At 33.0% G+C, this 19,409-nt stretch carries 12 protein-coding genes; 3 read left to right on the forward strand and 9 right to left on the reverse strand.

Annotated features, from left to right (window positions below; genetic code table 11):
- Nucleotides 1-22: 22 nt before the first annotated feature.
- A complete protein-coding gene (locus HM990_RS14210) occupies nucleotides 23-433 on the reverse strand; it encodes a DUF4293 domain-containing protein (protein WP_178989611.1) in 411 nt (136 codons plus the stop codon).
- A 217-nt stretch (nucleotides 434-650) separates the two neighbouring features.
- Between HM990_RS14210 and rho the strand changes: the two genes are divergently transcribed.
- From rho to HM990_RS19980, 3 genes are all read left to right on the forward strand, one after another.
- Nucleotides 651-2,363, forward strand: coding sequence for a transcription termination factor Rho (gene rho, locus HM990_RS14215; protein ID WP_178989614.1), 1,713 nt, complete (start codon nucleotides 651-653; stop codon nucleotides 2,361-2,363).
- Nucleotides 2,364-3,083: 720 nt separating this feature from the next.
- Complete coding sequence (locus tag HM990_RS14220; RefSeq protein ID WP_178989616.1) at nucleotides 3,084-3,242, forward strand: fasciclin domain-containing protein; 159 nt, start codon at nucleotides 3,084-3,086, stop codon at nucleotides 3,240-3,242.
- Nucleotides 3,243-3,692: 450 nt separating this feature from the next.
- Nucleotides 3,693-3,902 carry an HAD hydrolase family protein gene (locus HM990_RS19980; protein ID WP_394351756.1) on the forward strand — a complete coding sequence of 70 codons (210 nt, stop codon included), beginning with the start codon at nucleotides 3,693-3,695 and terminating at the stop codon, nucleotides 3,900-3,902.
- A gap of 54 nt (nucleotides 3,903-3,956) precedes the next feature.
- Here the strand turns inward: HM990_RS19980 and HM990_RS14230 are convergent, their stop codons facing one another.
- The 8 genes from HM990_RS14230 to HM990_RS14265 all read right to left on the reverse strand — a co-directional run bounded on the left by HM990_RS14230 (nucleotide 3,957) and on the right by HM990_RS14265 (nucleotide 19,319).
- On the reverse strand, nucleotides 3,957-4,838 hold the full coding sequence (locus HM990_RS14230) for a carbohydrate kinase family protein (RefSeq protein ID WP_178989618.1): 882 nt from the start codon (nucleotides 4,836-4,838) through the stop codon (nucleotides 3,957-3,959).
- 200 nt (nucleotides 4,839-5,038) lie between these two features.
- A complete protein-coding gene (locus tag HM990_RS14235; RefSeq protein WP_178989620.1) occupies nucleotides 5,039-6,544 on the reverse strand; it encodes a DUF4960 domain-containing protein in 1,506 nt (501 codons plus the stop codon).
- Between the two features lie 59 nt (nucleotides 6,545-6,603).
- Nucleotides 6,604-8,262, reverse strand: coding sequence for a glycoside hydrolase family 32 protein (locus HM990_RS14240; RefSeq protein ID WP_178989622.1), 1,659 nt, complete (start codon nucleotides 8,260-8,262; stop codon nucleotides 6,604-6,606).
- 112 nt (nucleotides 8,263-8,374) lie between these two features.
- Nucleotides 8,375-10,117, reverse strand: a complete 1,743-nt coding sequence (locus HM990_RS14245) for a RagB/SusD family nutrient uptake outer membrane protein (protein ID WP_178989624.1) — start codon at nucleotides 10,115-10,117, stop codon at nucleotides 8,375-8,377.
- Between the two features lie 13 nt (nucleotides 10,118-10,130).
- The gene (locus HM990_RS14250) at nucleotides 10,131-13,277 is read right to left on the reverse strand and encodes a SusC/RagA family TonB-linked outer membrane protein (protein WP_178989625.1); all 3,147 of its coding nucleotides are present in this window, start codon (nucleotides 13,275-13,277) and stop codon (nucleotides 10,131-10,133) included.
- An 11-nt stretch (nucleotides 13,278-13,288) separates the two neighbouring features.
- Nucleotides 13,289-14,908 (reverse strand): glycoside hydrolase family 32 protein, encoded by a 1,620-nt coding sequence (locus HM990_RS14255; RefSeq protein WP_178989627.1) that lies wholly within the window; start codon nucleotides 14,906-14,908, stop codon nucleotides 13,289-13,291.
- Nucleotides 14,909-14,912: 4 nt separating this feature from the next.
- The gene (locus tag HM990_RS14260) at nucleotides 14,913-16,241 is read right to left on the reverse strand and encodes a sugar porter family MFS transporter (protein WP_178989629.1); all 1,329 of its coding nucleotides are present in this window, start codon (nucleotides 16,239-16,241) and stop codon (nucleotides 14,913-14,915) included.
- A 357-nt stretch (nucleotides 16,242-16,598) separates the two neighbouring features.
- The gene (locus tag HM990_RS14265; protein ID WP_178989631.1) at nucleotides 16,599-19,319 is read right to left on the reverse strand and encodes a hybrid sensor histidine kinase/response regulator transcription factor; all 2,721 of its coding nucleotides are present in this window, start codon (nucleotides 19,317-19,319) and stop codon (nucleotides 16,599-16,601) included.
- Nucleotides 19,320-19,409: the final 90 nt, after the last annotated feature.

Here is a 19,409-nt window from a genome sequence, read left to right on the forward strand (position 1 = left end):
CACACTAATTAAGATTCTAGTTTTATCGCAATCGATCTACAGATTTTACGAGATCTTCATCCTTTTTTATAGCCTTGTTAGCCAAGACCAAACACACAATAGAAAAAATAGGAAGAAGAATCCCAATACCTTTCTCAGAAACGTTAATTTCTCCAGATAAGTTTAGAGATTGATACACAAAAATTCCTAGTAAAATAAAGTTTAATATTATATTAAGTCGTCCCAAAACGAATTGGGATTTCCTGTCTTTAAATCTAAAAATTGAAATCAAAGATAATAAAGCTGAGCCTAAAAATAAACCTAAATACAAATAATTATCTAGTGCATATACTTTTGCTCCTTCATTGTCAGTCCACAAATGAAACACAAATATTAAGCCCGCAGAAATAACAGCAGCTAGAAATAAATATAGGGTTTGAATGCGTTGAATCATATCTTTTACTAAAAAAGTTCTGCAAAATTAGCAGTTTATTTTTTAAAAAGATAGAAATTGTTTTAAAATAAAATCGTATTATTGCAATATAAAGAAGTAACATACTGAATTGCATCCTTCTAATCTTCCAAATTAATCTCACTTTTTTTCTTTTTATTTCATTTAGAAAATATTGAATTAATAATATCAAAATTATAATACATTATACTACATAAGAATGTTTGAAATTTCTCAGTTAAAAGCTAAAAAACTTCCTGAATTGCAGGAGATAGCAAAACAACTAAAGGTACCTAAATACCGTACTCAAAAAAAATTAGACTTGGTCTATAAAATTTTAGATTACCAAGCGGCCAATCCTGATGCTGTAAAAACTAAGGTGGCAACCGAAACCAAACCAGAGCCAAAACAATCTCAAAGCAAACCGCCTCAAAAGCGCTCTAGAGTTCAGAAAAAGCCTCAAAACGACAAAGATCAAAAAACAATGGAGTTTTCTGACAATGACAAAAAAGAGGACACAAAGCCTAAACAGCAAAAGCCTAGAAACGATAAATCGAACAACGATAAGTCTAATGATAAGTCTGCTAAAGACAACAGGTCTAATGACAAATCGAACAACGATAAATCCAATAAAGAAAAATCGCATCATAATAAAAGTCAGGACAATAAATCCAATGACAAAAAGGATGACAAAAGACGTTCTAACGACAATAGACAGAACCGTTCTAAAGATAACAATAACAACCGTAACAACAATAACCAAAAGAATAATGGCAACAAGGACAGCAGAAATCGCTACCGTGAACCAGACTATGAGTTCGATGCCATTATTGAAAGTGAAGGTGTTTTAGACATTATGCAAGATGGTTATGGGTTTTTAAGATCTTCGGACTACAATTACCTATCATCTCCAGATGATATTTATGTCTCTCAATCCCAAATTAGATTGTTCGGTTTAAAAACAGGTGATACGGTTCTTGGTCATGTGCGACCTCCAAAAGAAGGTGAGAAATATTTCCCTTTAATTAAAGTGAGTAAAATTAATGGTCAAAACCCAAATGTGGTTAGAGATAGAGTGGCTTTTGAGCACTTAACACCGTTATTTCCACAAGAGAAATTCAACATTGCCGAGAAGCAATCGACCATTTCTACACGAATCATGGATTTGTTCTCGCCTATTGGTAAAGGACAGCGTGGTATGATTGTATCCCAACCAAAAACAGGAAAAACAATGTTACTAAAGGATGTGGCGAATGCTATTGCTGCCAACCATCCTGAAGTTTATCAAATGATTTTATTAATTGATGAACGTCCTGAAGAAGTAACAGATATGCAACGTAATGTGCGTGGCGAAGTGATTGCTTCTACTTTTGACAAAGAGGCACACGAGCATGTAAGAATCGCGAATATCGTTTTAGAAAAAGCAAAACGATTGGTAGAATGTGGACACGATGTTGTGATTTTATTAGACTCCATTACACGTTTGGCGAGAGCTTATAATACCGTTCAACCAGCTTCTGGAAAGATTCTTTCTGGTGGTGTTGACGCTAATGCTTTGCACAAACCTAAACGTTTCTTTGGTGCTGCTCGTAATATTGAAAATGGTGGTTCATTAACTATAATTGCTACAGCATTGACCGAAACTGGTTCTAAAATGGACGAAGTTATTTTTGAAGAATTTAAAGGTACAGGTAATATGGAACTGCAGTTAGATCGTAAGATCTCTAACCGTAGAATTTTCCCAGCGATTGATTTAACTTCATCAAGCACAAGACGTGATGATATTTTATTGGATGACACAACGATTCAAAGAATGTGGGTAATGCGTAAGTACTTAGCTGACATGAATCCGGTGGAAGCTATGGAATTTATCAATGATCGTTTTAAGCAAACGAAAAATAATGAAGAGTTTTTGATTTCTATGAATGGCTAAAACGCCTCGAAACATATACTACTGAAAAACCTTGAATTGATTATTCAAGGTTTTTTTTGTTTGTTATTTATTAATATTTAGCCCTCTTGTTATTCTTAAATTTCACACTTAACAAATCACAGAATATTTATTTAGTGCAATTATAACCTATCGATTATTGTTTGAAATTTAGAAAATTTAATTTCTTAATTTTGATTGAAATCATACTTCTAAGATATTTTTACAATTTATCAATATGTAATAACGGGTGTTAAAACAACTATAATGAACAAAATTAAACTAATTAAATTCGGTGGCTAGTGTCGGACTTGGTCTTGCGTTCTTAGTTGCTTGCTCTGGTTTTCTCATCATTTCAGAAAAGTATGAGGGTATCTATGAACGCGGTGTAGGCCTAATTGTTACCTTATGGTTTCTCTATTTAGGATACAATTTGATTAAAATCAGTTATAATCTAAAAAATCATTCTTAGTATTTTTCAAATTCGTACGACGAAAAAGATTAAATGACTCAATTAAAAAGTTATAGAAGTCTAATAATAATTATGTCGTACATTAATATATTCACTAAAAATTCGCAGATTCTATTAGTCTAGTTAGATATATCCGTTACAAAATATAATTTTATGTATAAATACTTTTGCTTCTTAGCACTATACGTCATCTGAATAGTGATTTTGATGCGCTAATTTCTTCGATTCTAATAAATGACAACGCACTGCGATTGAAAACTTTCAATGGCGGATATATAGCATTAACAGTGGATGATAATAACATTCTAATAACGGATGAACTCTGCAATCAATCGGAAATCATTCAGCCAGACCAAGAAGCTGAGAATGGCGTAGTTCATGGAATTTCTGAAGTGTTGATTCCCCAATAAATATTAAAAATCTTTTTTAAAAAAGGTTGAATAATATATTTTCTAATGGCTTTGTGCTGTTATACTTCGCGGAAGCTTATGATGCAATCATCGGTGAACATGCTTAAAGATCTATATAGAGCCGGCATAATTATCTTGAAAGGAATTGACCGATATTTCTATCTACTTTTTATAATAGCATTTTCGATAAAGCTATTTTAATAATGGAATTATATAGCTTTTGAAAAATTAAATTAGAGTTAAATTTGAAAAGTTATGAAACATCCAGATTCAAGCAATCCAAACGCCAAACACGTATTAGATTTTTTACAACTATATCTGCAAAATTGTTATACTGAAAACTTCCGAGTGCGGACAACAATAAGTTAATAGCTTCACAGAAGGATTCCGAATTTTCGCCTTCGCAAGTTAAAATTGTAGCTAAAGTGAGATACTATTAAAGATAAACTCATCTGTTCTTTTGGTGATGCAGAAAATGATCTTAACCTATTTGAAGTAGCAAACACTCCTATTGCTATGAAAAATGCTCAACCTAAACTAATTTCAAAATCTGATTATGCTAACACTCGCAACTATTATGAAGGTGTTGAAGGAAGATCTGAGTTATTTTTATCAAAAAATCCAATAAGCGAATTAAGCCTTTTACCTCTTTGCACATAATTTGGATGATATTGAATTTTCTAAATCCTTGAATTAATACAAATCTAACCTTTTTTAAGGATTCATAAAACTATGAATATCTGAGAGTGTTAATTTAGGGTTCGCTCCTTCGTTTTGAGCCACCAAAGCACCGACAGCACATGCAAAATTAATAGCGTCTTGTGGAGTACTTTTGTTTAATAATTGGCTAATAAGTGATCCCAAAAAGGAATCTCCAGCTCCAACTGTATCTATGACTTTTATTTGAAACCCACTATTGTAAAATAGTTTATCATTGTAGAATAATACAGCTCCGTGCGGTCCTTTAGTAACACAAATATGTTTTGTATTCGTCTTATCACTTATGTATTTTAAATTTTGTTCTAAAGAGTTATATTTAGAACCCAAATACTTGCTTACCTCAAAAAGCTCATCATCATTAAACTTTATGAAATCTGCTTTTTTCATAAGATGAAACAATACTTCTTTCGTATAATAAGGTGCTCTTAAATTAAGGTCGAAAATTTTATAATTAGCAAGCTCAATAAGCTCATACAATGTTTTTTTGGAAGTGTCATCTCTAGCAACCAAACTTCCGAATACAAATGCATCTGCCTTTTTTACAGCAGTTTTAGAAGCTTCTGTTACGATTATTTTATCCCATGCACGAGGATATTTAATGTTATAAGATGCTGAACCTTTATCATTTAACATCACTTTTACTTTCCCGGTTTTATATTTGCTAAGTACTTGAATACAACTCATATTTATACCATAATCTTTAAGGTATTGGATAATTTTAGCTCCACTTTCACCTTTCCCAATAGCGCTAATCATTGCTACATCATGATCAAATGATTGTAATCTGCTTGCTACATTTAAAGGCGCACCTCCTATTTTTTTATGGGTTGGAAACACATCCCATAACACTTCTCCAAAACATACTATTCTAGCCATAATATTTCTTTTTAAAAAAATCCCAGAAGTAGTTAAATTTAACTTCTTCTGGGAAAAATTCAACTAAAATAAACACTAACTCAAATATTTATTTTTTTCTATTTTATAATTTAATAACTCTTTAGTATTTTCATCCAAAGTTTTAAAATATAATTTTAACAATGGCAGTGTATTCTAATACACTGCTATTAAAAATTTTATTAGTTTGAAAGACCTAAATCTGCTAAATGATTTAAAATATTTTTAGTAATAATCTTCATGTTATCGCCATTTGGCACACCACCTACTTCCCAGTCCCAAGTTCCACCTATAGCACAAACTACAGTACCAGTTATTCCATCTGATGGCCATTCAACACCCCAAACTTCGTTACCTCCACAGTTACCCCAAAGAATGTTACCACCTACAGCAGCTTCAAAATTTGACCGCGCTTCATCCAATGACGCAGCTGCCCATGGACCAAAATCCATATTATATTGAGCAACTCTATTCTTTTTTAAAGTACCAGCAGCTAAAGTCTCAAAATCTGCTCCAATACAACCACCTGCATTAGAAGATACCCCTGTAAAATAAGGGCTAGAAGTATCCGCTGTCCAACTACCACCCCAAGCATCACCTGTTGCCCAATCCTCATATCCTGTACCTCCCCAAGCTTGATTTGGAACTCCATTACCATCAACTACACCAATATCATCTAAAATAAATGCCGCGAAATTACTTACAAGTATATTTCCACCTGCTTCATAATATGTTGTAACTCTATTAATTAAATTCTCGGCTAAATCTGAACATGCTGGTCCATCCGCAGGGCCTTCACCAATAATGCAGTTAGCACCATTATTAGGGAATTGGGCTACCCTATCTCCCCACCAGCCACCATCAAACTGAATCCAAATAGCATGATATACACTTAAATCTACCTCGCCATTGGCTACATCGGTAAACGAATGATATGTAACTTCTGTAAAAGGTCCTGCAATATTTGGAAACCACTGGGCGGCGGTTTCATCATCATCTACAGTAAAATCCCCTCCGTTGCAGGCGTCCCATGCCACAGGTGTGTTTTCAGCAGCAGCACCTAAAAATGCTATTTTTCTAATATCAAAACTTACAAGAAATTCAATAATTCTAGAAGGTGAAATAACATTCGCGGCATTAAAAGTGTTGATTTTAAAAGTATAATCTCCTTCAGGAAGATCGCTTATAGTATAAGATGTAGCATCTCCAGATAAATTGACTATATCATTATTGATTTGCAACCTTATACTTTGCAAACCAGATTCTATTAAGTCCCATGTAAGGATTACGTCGTTTACATCTTGAGTTGCTGCAAAGTTTCTAACTGCCTCAGGGCCTTCTCTGTTTAGGTACACTGTTTCACCTAATGATAAATTACCATCTGCATCTTTAGTTTTAACCGTGAAAAAATAATCCTTATTTACGTCTATTATACCATAGCTCCAAGTTGTAGCAGGTCCTTCAACTGAACCAGTACCATCTGTATGCAACACAAAAACACTACTGACATTTGCCGGATTCGTCCAAGTTAAAACGGCATCATCTCCATTTAAATCAACACTCAATCCGCTTACTTTTTGAGCAATGGTTGGCGTAATTGGGTCCAATTCTAAATCTTCACAGGATGAAGTTAGCGTTAATAAGAAGCCGAACACTAAAAACATCGATATTCTTTTAATTTTAATCATGATTTTCTTATTTTATTTGTTATTTTGAAATAATACATCCTTTACAGGAGTAAATTTACTTATGGTTTAGTTACTTTTATTGTTTTAAAAGACACTGAACTATTATCTGCAAATACACCCCAAGATGTATTTGGTGCTTTATAAACTCTTGATGTAAGTGCAACTTGGTTATTTACATAGATTACAACAATGGAATTTTCTACAACCATCTTAACATCATAATCTACATTTGGTTCTAATGTGAAAGAAGTCTCATTATCCGAAATTGTTGAACTTGATAAAGATGACCTAGTTGTTTTATCTAATCTTATTTTATTCTCACTCGGTACAAAACGTAAACTTATTACGTCGTCATTCTCGTCACAAGCACCAAGAAAAAACCCAAAGTCCCTATTTGATTGGGAATATGATACAGTAGTTGATATTAAATACCTTGGTGCGTCAATAGGTTCATAAAAAACCGCCGAAACATTATTATTAGTAGAACTACTAAGATCATAAGACTCTTCGTTTGCATCTGTTTTTACAAAAGTGCCAATTTCTCTATTTAGTTCTAAAGCAATTTCTGTTTGCATACCACTGCTAACGGCATCTGGTATAGACAACATCAAATCACCATTAGAGTCTTGTGTTAATTTGTGTGCCACTAAATTTCCGCCCCAAGTTTTAACACCAGAATCTAAATTATTCTCAGTTCTTGCAGTCCACCCCATTATAAAAGCATCTGTTCCGTTACTTACTGCTTTTGCAGCATAAAAATCATTCCCATCTAGAAATTCTGAACCAGTCGGTTGTTCCCATGGCCCAATTGCTGAACTACTTTTTCTATATATAACTTTACGTGAATCAATATCAGAAAAGATTAAATAATACATACTTCCCATTTTGAAAACTTGAGCTGTTTCCATCATAAAGTAAGTACTGTTATCTCCATCATAAAAAATATCATCGTATGTCCAAGACAATAAATCTGTCGATGTATAAGAAGCAATTACACCTTTAAAAACTCCACCAATATTTGCTCTGGCACTAACAAGCATATAGTAAGTTCCCGCATCTTCAAAAACATATGGGTCTCTAAAATTATCTTGTTCATCAAACTGCATTCCTGTTGGCGCATAAATAGTTGTAAATGATTCATTTTTTGTAAAACCAGCTGCAGGATTGTTTGAAGTTGCCAACATAACGCCTTCTTTTTTAGTTACGCAGCTTGATGGGAAATTAGGATTATGCCCTGTATAAAAACCATAATATATGTTGTCTTCAATAAAAACCGATCCTGAACCAATAGCAAAGTCTTGGTCACATCCTGCAGAACTTGAATTTATTATTTCTGAACTAATCTCATCATACGATGAAAAATCAGTCGTAGATAGTGTATACCATGGATGTCTTTGATTTGAGTCATCATTCCAAATATCTTTCAAATAATATATATAAAATTTATTTGAAGCATCATCGTAAATAGGCATTAAATCACCTATACGTCTTCCATTTGATCCTATTTTATAAATTGAATAATCAGATTGTTCTATCTGCGGTGTACATTGCAAATTTTCAAACACAGGGTCGGTATCTGGATCATCATCTGGATTAGTCAAATCAGGTCCCTGAATCGTATCTACTGAATCATCTGTGACTTGGCAACTATTAGCCAAAATAAAAAGACTTAACAGAAGTACTGTGGTAAAAAGTTTAATTTCATTTTTCGATTTCATAACTTCTTTTGTTTATTATATGATTATCAGTAATCTTTTGATATCCAGAAGAAACCATTTATAATTAATTTCTTCTGGAATTACCAAACTAACTCAAAAACTATCCTTTTAATTAATATCCTGGATTTTGTATATATATTCCTCCTGTTATATCAATTTCTCTTTGTGGTATTGGATAGTATTCATCTCTACCAGCGGTAAATTGTGCATTTGCCAAAAAATCTCTTTTTGTTTTCTCAACATCTACATAACCATTTAAAACCTCTGCTGCTTCACCCCATCTTACTAAATCAAAAAATCTGGCACCTTCCATAGCAAACTCTAAACGACGTTCAAACTTTAACGCTTTAAGCGCTTCTTCACTTGAAAGTGTTAATGGATAAGTTCCAATACCATAAACATCAGTAGCACCAGCATTAATTGGTCTGTTAGTACTATTAGCTGCACGGTCTCTAATTTGATTTATTATTGCTATACCTTGAGACACTTGATTGAGTTGGATCATAGCTTCTGCTTTCCATAATAAAACATCTGCATATCTAATAAAATCGACATTTTTTGATGTTCCAATAAACGGCCCCTCTTTTACATAACAAGAACAGTCTGGAGCTTGTTGTTCTTTCATGTTTCCAAAATACCCATAAACACCAGGGTCTCTAGCCCAACTAAAGTTATAAATCATATCCCCAGCATTGTTAACCATGTTTCTGTACTTAAACGGTCTTCCAGGAATACCAACGGTATGGTCTATTCTTGGATCTAACGTAACTCCACCAGCAAGTGATGTTTGACCATTACCATCTACTGAGTCAAAAATATCTGTATCATTAAATGTATCCAAAAGCGGTAAGCCATTAGTATCCGTTTTAAAGGCATTCACCATATTTTGACTTGCTAAGTGAAAACCACAACAGCCATATAAAACTGAACCATGAGGAGAATTAAGCCCTGTAACAAAACTTACCCTGCTAACCAAAGTACCATCATTTATTGAAAATTGAGCTGCCCAAATTGATTCTGGTCCATTATCAAATCCATCTAAAAAGTTATTTCCAAAATCTGGTTCTAAAGCTCCCGTAACATCATCAGCGTAATCAATAACTTCTTGCAACCTAGCAGGGTTTATGCTAGTTACTTGATGAGTGTCATTTTGCTCGTAAGCTTGATATAAACGTAGTTTTGCTAAATAAGCTGCAGCTGCATTTTTATCGGCTCTTCCAACTTCATCTTGAACTTGTGGTAAATTATTATAAGCAAATAAGAAATCTTCTGCTATCATATTCCACAACTCATCATTGGTCATATCATTAGTGGCATTAGCTTTTTCTTCAGCCGTCATAGTTTCAACTATATAAGGCACCTTTTTAAATAACAATTTCAACATAAAGTGACTATGGGCTCTTAAAAAGCGAAGTTCAGCTTGTCTTAGCGTTTTTGTAGTAAAATCTGCTTCAGATGTTTCATTTATCAATTCTAAGGCAAAATTAGCTCGACTTATAGCCTTATAATGGTTCACCCAAGTTTTAGGTGTCATCCAATCTCCATAATCTGGAATGGTTAGATTATACATTTCATAACGATGAATTACATCTACATCACCGATACCGCCTCCTCCTTTGTAAGCGTCATCAGCACGCACACTGCCGTATACCCATTGATTCGTTATTGGCCCAACCATTTCATCATTTGCTATACCTGCATAGGCAGCTATAACCAACCCTTCTAAATTCTCATTGGTACTCACATCATCTTGTGATAATAATCCTTCTGGTTTATAATCTAGAACGTCTTCACTACAAGCCGTCAGAAAAGCTATCGCTAACAGCCAAATTAAAAATGTTTTATTGTTTTTCATGATCAATTTTTTTTTAAAAGTTTAAGTTAAATCCTAAAGAAAGGACTGTTGGCACTGGTATTCTATTTACATCTGTACGCTCTGGATCTGGACCTATATAGTCTTTATGTGTAATCCAGAATAAATTCTCTCCTTGTAAATAAAACCTAGCACTTGTCATTCCTCCAAGTCCACTAATTATATCTTGTGGTAAAGAATAACCTATTTGTAGGTTTCTTAATTTGAAATAAGAATTTTTTCTAAAGGTGTAGTCTGATGTTCTAGTATCATTAAATGCTAAAGTTGCTGAGGGCACATCAGTATTTGTATTCTCTGGCGTCCAAGCGTTTAAAAGCCCAACACCCCCATTTTCTCTGCCCGAAGCAAAATTGTTATAAAATACGTAAGGGTCTTGACCAATACGGTTTGTTACACCTGATCCAAATAACGATAAATCAAAATTCTTATAAGCTAAGTTTATTGTAACGCCATACTCTAATTCGGGAAGCGTTGTTCCTATCCAATCTCTATCATCTACATCTATAATCCCATCTCCGTTAATATCAACATATTTAATACTACCTGGTCTTGCCAAATCTTGAGTTGGGCTATTATTCACGTCTTCTTGACTTTGAAAAAGTCCATCTGTTCTATAACCAAAAATGGAGAACACTGAACGTCCAATAATTGAATTATCAACGGTACCTCCAAAATCTGTTTCTCCACCTTCGTTAAGCTTTGTTATTTTATCTGCAAAATGAGATATATTGGTTGTAATCCCAAACGTAAAACCGCTATCAAAAGTTTTGTTATAACCTATTGCAAACTCCCAACCTTGTCCTTCAGTATTAGCAATGTTTAATACGGTATTAGCACCTTCACCCTGTGTTGCAATTGTTCTGGGAGCACGCAAAATGCCTTTAGTTTCTCTGGTATAATAATCAAATGACCCTGTAATATTATTATTGAATAAAGAAAAATCGATACCATAATTATATTCAGCCGTTTCTTCCCAACTTAAATTATTGTTCTCTGATTGAATTCTTACAAATCCTGATGGCAATGTTCCAGTATTATTACCATTAATATCATAAGCCGTTCCCACATTATAATATATATTGAAGAAGTCAGGTGAATAAAGGTTTTGATTAGGTCCATATCTTGTTTCGTATAAACCGAAACGCGCACCATCACCAATTTCTTGATTACCAACAACCCCATATCCAGCTCTTAACTTTAAATTAGAAACAACATCGTTTTCTGGAAAGAAGTTCTCATTGCTTATTCTCCAACCAACAGTCGCTGCAGGAAAAATACCATATCGAGTATTGGGACCAAAACGGGAAGACCCATCACGACGCAAAGTAAAGGATGCCAAATACCTATCTGAGAAAGCGTAACTAATTTTTCCGAATTGGGAAACGGTTGTATTTGCCGTAGATGTACCTCTAGAAGTTCTTGCTCCCGTGGCTGCATTCAAGACAAAGAAGTCTTCTGTCTCAAACGGAAAATCGTCGGCTTGAGCTACGACTGTATCAAAATCATTTCTTATATACTCATAACCTAATAAAGCCGAAAATCGGTGATTTTCCCCCAATTCTAAATCATAATTTAATGTATTTGTAAATACAAAACTTGAAAACTTATTAGTATCAATTATTAAACGGTTATTATCCCTAACAATGAATCCATTGTTTACTTTACGTTCAATGTCTTTTCTTTTAAAATCGCTAAAATCTAAACCTGCACTTGTCCTAAACGTTAAACCCTTTAAAAGATCAATTTCTGCAAAGACATTACCAAAAAAACTATTTTTATCAGAATTGTCCCAACGGTTTAAATATTGCATTAATAAAGGATTATTTCTATCTGAATAACCTGATCCAATAGGACCAGCAAACTCTCCATTAATATCATAAACAGGAATTGTTGGTGCCAAAGTAATTGCTAAACCTGTAGTTGGAGCACTACCAACATCTGGAGAAACTAACGTTTCATTGGAAGTAAAAAACTGTGTATTTACCCCAACCCTAACTTTATCATTAAATAACTTAGTGTTAGCGTTTATTTTTGCAGAATACCTATCATAATTTGTGTATTTAAGCATTCCTGTGTTTTTTAAGTAACCAAAGTTCAACATAACGGATGATTTTTCTGAACTTGCAGAAATAGTTACTTCATTATTAAATACAAAACCAGTGTCATACATTTCGTCTTGCCAATCCGTATCACCAACAGGAACAGATGTATCACCTCCCACAAATGGCTGAACACTTACATTATTGAGTACTGGATTGTTAAAATCTTCATTCCAATCAAAATTATAAATTGAGCCGTAGCCTGCGTTTGGATCTGCATTATCATTAACAGAAGCTTGCCACAGTACCTGTCCTCTTTCAAGTGCATTCATCATTTCATAACGTTGTTGTTTTTCAGATTGCATGGATAAATTTGAATTAAAGCTTACAGTAACGCGCTCTCCCTTAGCTCCACTTTTGGTAGAAACTACTATAACACCATTTCCTGCTCTTGACCCATAAAGAGATGAAGCTGATGCATCTTTTAGTACTTGGATAGACTCTATTGATTCAGGATTTAGACTTGCAAAAACCTCAGGTCTCTTGGTAGGAACTCCATCAATCACATAAAGAGGGCTATTATCTCCTAGCGTGGTAATGCCACGTATTAAAATATTACTTGCTGCCCCAGTTGGGTCTCCAGACTTTTCAATAAAAAGCCCTGGAACACGCCCTTGTAGAGCCTGCATAGCATTTCCAGAACTTCTACTCTGTCCTTCAATGGCACCAACGTCTACAACACTTATGGCTCCTGTAACATCTACTTTACGTTCTTTAGAATACCCCGTCAACACAACTTCATCTAGTGCAGCCTCATCCATGACCAATATAACGTCTATTACTGAACGTCCATTGATTTGAATTTCTTGAGATTTGAAGCCTATGTAACTGAAAACCAAAATCGCATTGGCATCAATATTTTCCAATACATAATTACCATCAAAATCTGTTGCGGTACCTTGCGTTGTGCCAGATACAATTACAGATACGCCAGGTATAGGCATCCCGTCCTCTTGTGAGGTAACAGTACCTTTTACCTGAGCTTGCGCCAGAATGCTTATAAGAGCAAATACAGGCAGACATAAAAGTTGCTTTAATTTCATTTTAAATTATTTTAGTTAATATTTAGTTGGTTAATTTCTATGTTGCCAAGAGTAAATTCTTGGTCTTTGGGTTCAATACTTAGTTTGCTGAATGGTGCGTTCGGAAAAAATATTTCAGTCATTACTGTTTCTCCATTATCAAAAAACAGTTCTATAGACGTTTTATCAAGAATAATTGTACCAAGAAAATCTTTATTTGTTGATGTTCTTTTAGCAATGGAAACACGATCGGCAAACTTTTCTGAAAATTCTGTTTTACCAGATTTTCTTCTATCTACAAAAAAGTTTTTATCACTATGTTTATATCCAAAAGCTAAAGTATCTCCCTGTTTATTGGTTAGTTTGAAGGCGAAACCACTGTTGTTTAAATCTGAAATTTTAAAATTAATTTCTGTACTTGATAAATCTATTTCTTTTGAATCTATAATTTTTTCAGCTCTTTTTATTGCTATTGATTCTTTTTTAAATTTGGTACTTCTATAATTAGATAATTCTTTTACAGGTTGAAATAATAATCTATAACTAGCACCTGCTTTTTGAAGTTCAATTTCTCTTGCTACTGTCATAGAACTTCTCCATACTTCAGTTGGTACTACTTGCCCATAATCCCAATTAGACATCCATCCCATAAATAATTTCCGTCCATTGGTATCTGGGATATTAGCCCATGTTACTCCTGCATAATTATCTCTTCCATAATCAATCCAAATAGATTTATGCTCCGTATTACTTAAGTCTTTCTCAAACGATGGGTCTATTTTAAATTGTTTACCGTCAAAATCGCCCACAAAGTACTGAGTAGCACTTCCACCATTTGGACCGCCTGGGTTAATACTAACAAACAAAACCCATTTTACCTCATCCGTTCCTTGAACTACCATTGGAAAAAAATCTGGACATTCCCATACACCACCATGTCCTCCTATACTATCGCCAAAATCAGATTCCAGTTTCCAATCTTTTAAATTTGAAGAGCTATAAAACATAATTTTTTGTCCAGCAGCTAAAACCATTAACCATTTTTCATGTATAGAATCCCAAACCATTTTTGGGTCTCTAAAATCTTTGATATCTGGATTTTTAATTACAGGATTTCCGGAATATTTAATAAACGTTTTACCTTCGTCTAAAGAATATGCAATGGCCTGTGATTGGTAATTTGTTTTACCAGCTTTTTCACCATCCATATCATGGTATGTAAACATGGCTACTACAGGCTCAATACCATCTTTGGAAAACCCTGAGCTATTATTAACATCTACAACCGCACTTCCTGAAAAGATATATCCTTTATCATCAGGGTATATGGCTATGGGCATTTCTTTCCATGTTACCATATCTGTACTAATAGCATGCCCCCAATGCATGGGTCCCCAAGTGTTTCCATCTGGATAATGCTGAAAATATAAATGGAAATATCCGTCTTTGTAGAACATCCCATTTGGGTCATTCATCCAACCTTTTTTAGGAGTAAAATGAAAATTAGGTCTACTAAGCTCTTCTTCTGAGTATGTTATTTTATCTGACTTGTTTTCTGTAATTAGACTTTCTTCTGTCTTATTTTTGCAACTAACAAATAATGATAACAACAAAATAATTATGACAAAGTTTGAATTATTAATACGTTTCATACACTTATTTATTTCGTTCCTTAATTAGTTTATCACTTAATTCTTCTAGAGATATTCCTTTAGTTTCTGGCATCATAAAAATCACAAACAGTAACTGTAACACCATCATAACAGTAAAAATCAAGAATACCGTTCCCGCTCCTATTGTTGAAAACAATATAGGAACCAATGAGGGCACAACTGCGGCTAATACCCAGTGTACAGAGCTTCCAAATGATTGTCCAGAACCTCTTAAATGGTTGGGGAATATTTCTGAAATAAATACCCATATCACTGTTCCTTGACCTATTGCGTGTGCAGCAATGAACATGAATAGTAATATGGGTACTATACTGCCTCCCCAATTAAAAAAGAAAGCAGCAGAAACTAAACTCAATGAAATTATGTAACCAATTGAACCTATATACATTAACTGCTTCCTACCTAATCTATCTATTAGAATAATACCTAATAGTGTAAAAAGCATATTGGTAACACCTATCCCTATGCTGCTTAATAAAGCAGTACTCTCGCCAAGACCAGCTTCTTCAAAAATTCTTGGGGCATAGTATAACAACGCATTAATACCTGATAGTTGATTGAAAAACGCAATCAAAAAAGCCAGAATTAAAGGGAATCGGTATTTTTTAAGGAATATATTTTCATTAGGTACTGTATTTTCCATCTCATCCTTTATCTCTAGCATGAGTTTTTCTGGGTCTTGATCTGGATTTATAATTTTAAGCACACCTATGGCCTCACTATTTTTAAATTTGGTAAGTAACCAACGTGGACTTTTTGGTATTGTTAATGCGAAAATGGTATAAATAGCAGCTGGAAATGCTTCAACACCTATCATCCAACGCCAAGCATTTTCTCCCACATTGTTTAATAAGTAGTTTGATAAGAAGGCGATTAGAATTCCAAACACAATATTGAATTGATATAAACCAACAAGTTTTCCCCTATCCTTTGCTGGGGCAATTTCAGATATATATGCCGGTGCAGCAATAGTTGAAGCTCCTACGCCTAAGCCTCCAATAAATCTAAATATAGAAAAGATCCATGGGTCATTTGCTAATCCAGAACCAATTGCAGATAAAGTGTATAATACTCCTATCAATATTAAGGTGTTTTTTCGTCCTAATTTATTAGTTGGAATGCCTCCAAAAAAAGCTCCTACTACAGTTCCCCAAAGTGCCATTCCAATAATAACGATGCCATGGAACATATCGGAAGAACCCCATAATAATTGTAATTTTTTTTCAGCTCCCGATATAACTACGGTATCAAATCCAAATAAGAAACCTGCTAAAGCTGCAGTAATAGACCAGATTAATATCTTTCTGTTCATGTAATGGTATTATTAGTTTAGTGTTCACAAGATATATTGAAAGAATGTTTATGTGTTTTAGATTTGTATCAGATGATAACAAAATTGTTAAGATGGCGTTAATTAATTACCAACTATTTGTTTTTCATGTACTTATGCTGTCTTTTAGATTAAAACAAAAACAGATGTTTCAAAATTGTTACATTATTGTTTCAAAATTGTTACACGCAAGACGCAATACCATTTAGCAATTTCGTAAAAAGAAGACTATTAAATTACTTAAATGAAATTTTTAAAGGGGAAGAATTATAACTACATAAATAAAACGGCTAATATTTACGAAAATGACAATGTATTAGATGTCTTTCAGGATCGCATTTAGTCCTCTCTGAACGCTTTTGGTGATTTATTAAACTTATTTTTAAAGCTTGTAGAAAAATAATTTGGTGATGAGAAACCAGTTGCATACGCTATTTCTGAAATTGTTAACTGTGTTTTATTTAATAATGTTTTAGCTTTTTCAAGCCTAATATTCTGAATATAGTCGCTTACATTAACTCCTATAATCGCTTTCATTTTTCTATATAACTGAATACGGGAAATATTAAGATTACTTGCTAAGTTTTCTACTGAAAATTTAGAATTATCAATATTTTCATCTATTATTTTATTCACTTTTGACATAAACTCTTGCTCCAAAGATCCGAAATTGTTGATAGATTCCATATTATGAACGTTATTCACAAAATAATAACGAAGTTTTTCTCTATTATAAATAAGAGTTTTTATGGATTGGGATAAAATTGCGAAACTAAACGGTTTCGTTAAGAATAAATCTGCTCCCACCTCAAGACTTTTAATATAAGATTCTTTATTATTTAATGCCGTTAGAATAATGGTTGGAATGTGAGAAGTTCTTAAATCTTTCTTCAATATTTCACATATTTCAAAGCCACTTTTATCGGGCAAACTAATGTCACATAAAATAATATCAGGGATTATCTCTATAGCCTTATCAGTACCATCAGTCCCATCTGAAATATGAACATTATATTCTGAAGATAATTTCCCCTTCAAATACTTTACTAAATCGGGATTATCTTCAATGATTAAAACGGAATAATGTTCATCATCATTTAGAACGAACTGTTCATCAAAATCATCGTCTTCAAAAGCTGAATTGGAATTTATAATAGCACTATCAACAACATCTGGTTCATAAACTATTTCATCAGAATTTAGATGAGCATTATCCTTGTAGAGCGTAATGATAAATTCAGTACCATGTTTAGAGTTAACTTCAATAGTGCCTTTATGCATTTCTATAAATTCTTTGGACAGATGCAACCCGATTCCTGAACTTGCTTTATTATTATTTGATCCTTGAAAAAATGCCTGAAATACATTATTCATTTCTTTTTTTGGGATACCTATGCCAGAATCTTTGAAATGAATTTTTACAAAATTATTATCAAAATCATCTACAATATCTATGCTAATAACACCATTATTTGGGGTGAATTTAAAAGCATTAGATAACAAGTTAAAATATACCTTATCCATTAAGTTTCTATCTAAAAAAACCGATAAATCTTCGTTATTGGTACTTAATGTAAAATTAATGTCCCGCTTTTGTGCTTCGCGCTCAAAATCTTTAAAGATCAAATTAGAAAATTGATATAAATTAGTTTTTGAAGCTTTTAAGACAAACTTACGGTCTTCTATTTTTCTGAAATCTAGTAGTTGGTTAATTAATCGAAGTAATCTCTTCGAATTATTAAAAATTAGTCCAATTTCATTCAATAATTTATTGTCGTGTATTACCTTATTTTCGTTTAAAGATTCTATTGAAGAAAGAATAAGTGTAATTGGTGTTTTAAACTCATGTGACAAGCCTGTGAAAAAGTTAACTTTAGCTTCATTACTGATTTTCACTTCTTCTGCTATCTTTTTGATTTGATTTCGCTGAATAGTGATTTTTTGATTTCGTAGTTCAAGCTCTCGTTTTCTCTTTTTTATGTTGTATGCTGAATATATACTATAGGCAGCCAAGAGTAAACTTGTGATTAACAACCCTAAAAGAATTTTAAGTATGTTACTTTGGGTTGAATAGGTTTGTTCCTGTTTCTTTATTTTTTCTTGTTGGATTTCTATGTCATTTTGGTGTTTTTTAATTTTATCATACTGATTTTTCATAATTTCAGCATTTCTATAATCAATTACAGTAGTGTTTAATACATTGTTTTTTGGAACATTTTCATTTCGCAAAATTTTCATTGCAATTTTTATCGCTTCATCTCCACCTGTTGGGTATAATATGGTTGCTGACAATATCCCGTTTTGTACCAATTGGATACCATTATTATCACCATTTAAACCATCTACACCAATAAATTTGATAGCTTTTTCAACCCCTTTAGATTTTGCAATCTTCCAAGTATTATAAGCAATTTCATCATTAAATGCGTAGACATAATCAATCTGTTTCATATTTAAAGAATCAAGGATTTGAGGTATTCTTTGATTAACATATTCATCTCTAATACTATATACAACATTAATATTAGGCTCCTTGTCTATTATTTGATGAAAACCCAAATGCCTTTCTATAACGGGCGAAGAATCATCGCCTCCTTTTATTTCTAAAACATTGATTTTTTTTTCATTTTGTGACGCAATATAATTTGCCGCATTGCGGCCAACGTCAATGTTATTGGCTCCAATATATGCGGTGAATTTTTGAGATTTAATTTTACGATCTACAATAATAACTGGAATCCCTTTATCATAAGCTTTTTCAATTATTGGAACTAATGGTTCTGATCTTAGCGGAGAAACTATAATTATATCAAAACCATTACTTAACATGAATTCAATTTGTGAATTTTGAAGTTCTATGTCTCCATTAGCTTGAAAAATAGTTAAATCTATTTCTGCATTTAGTGAAGCTTCAACTGTCATTTCATGATCCATTGATTTTCTCCAATCATCAGTACTGATACATTGGGAAAAGCCAACCTTAAATTTTTTATCATCTTTGAGCTTATTGCATGAAAATAAATTCAATACAATGAACACTATTAATAGTAATCTTAACATCGTTAATAATTGGAATTTTTATAAATATATCAAAATCATCCCCAAATATTTAGAATGCCACAAATATAAAAAGCATTTTTTAAGGAATAT

Source organism: Winogradskyella schleiferi (assembly GCF_013394655.1).
Lineage (GTDB): Bacteria > Bacteroidota > Bacteroidia > Flavobacteriales > Flavobacteriaceae > Winogradskyella > Winogradskyella schleiferi.

Excerpts from the sequence above, each read along its gene's own strand:
- HM990_RS14210 (WP_178989611.1), bottom strand. The coding sequence starts at position 433 with ATGATTCAACGCATTCAAACCCTATATTTATTTCTAGCTGCTGTTATT.
- rho (WP_178989614.1), top strand. The coding sequence starts at position 651 with ATGTTTGAAATTTCTCAGTTAAAAGCTAAAAAACTTCCTGAATTGCAG.
- HM990_RS14230 (WP_178989618.1), bottom strand. The coding sequence starts at position 4,838 with ATGGCTAGAATAGTATGTTTTGGAGAAGTGTTATGGGATGTGTTTCCA.
- HM990_RS14235 (WP_178989620.1), bottom strand. The coding sequence starts at position 6,544 with ATGATTAAAATTAAAAGAATATCGATGTTTTTAGTGTTCGGCTTCTTA.
- HM990_RS14240 (WP_178989622.1), bottom strand. The coding sequence starts at position 8,262 with ATGAAATCGAAAAATGAAATTAAACTTTTTACCACAGTACTTCTGTTA.
- HM990_RS14245 (WP_178989624.1), bottom strand. The coding sequence starts at position 10,117 with ATGAAAAACAATAAAACATTTTTAATTTGGCTGTTAGCGATAGCTTTT.
- HM990_RS14250 (WP_178989625.1), bottom strand. The coding sequence starts at position 13,277 with ATGAAATTAAAGCAACTTTTATGTCTGCCTGTATTTGCTCTTATAAGC.
- HM990_RS14255 (WP_178989627.1), bottom strand. The coding sequence starts at position 14,908 with ATGAAACGTATTAATAATTCAAACTTTGTCATAATTATTTTGTTGTTA.
- HM990_RS14260 (WP_178989629.1), bottom strand. The coding sequence starts at position 16,241 with ATGAACAGAAAGATATTAATCTGGTCTATTACTGCAGCTTTAGCAGGT.
- HM990_RS14265 (WP_178989631.1), bottom strand. The coding sequence starts at position 19,319 with ATGTTAAGATTACTATTAATAGTGTTCATTGTATTGAATTTATTTTCA.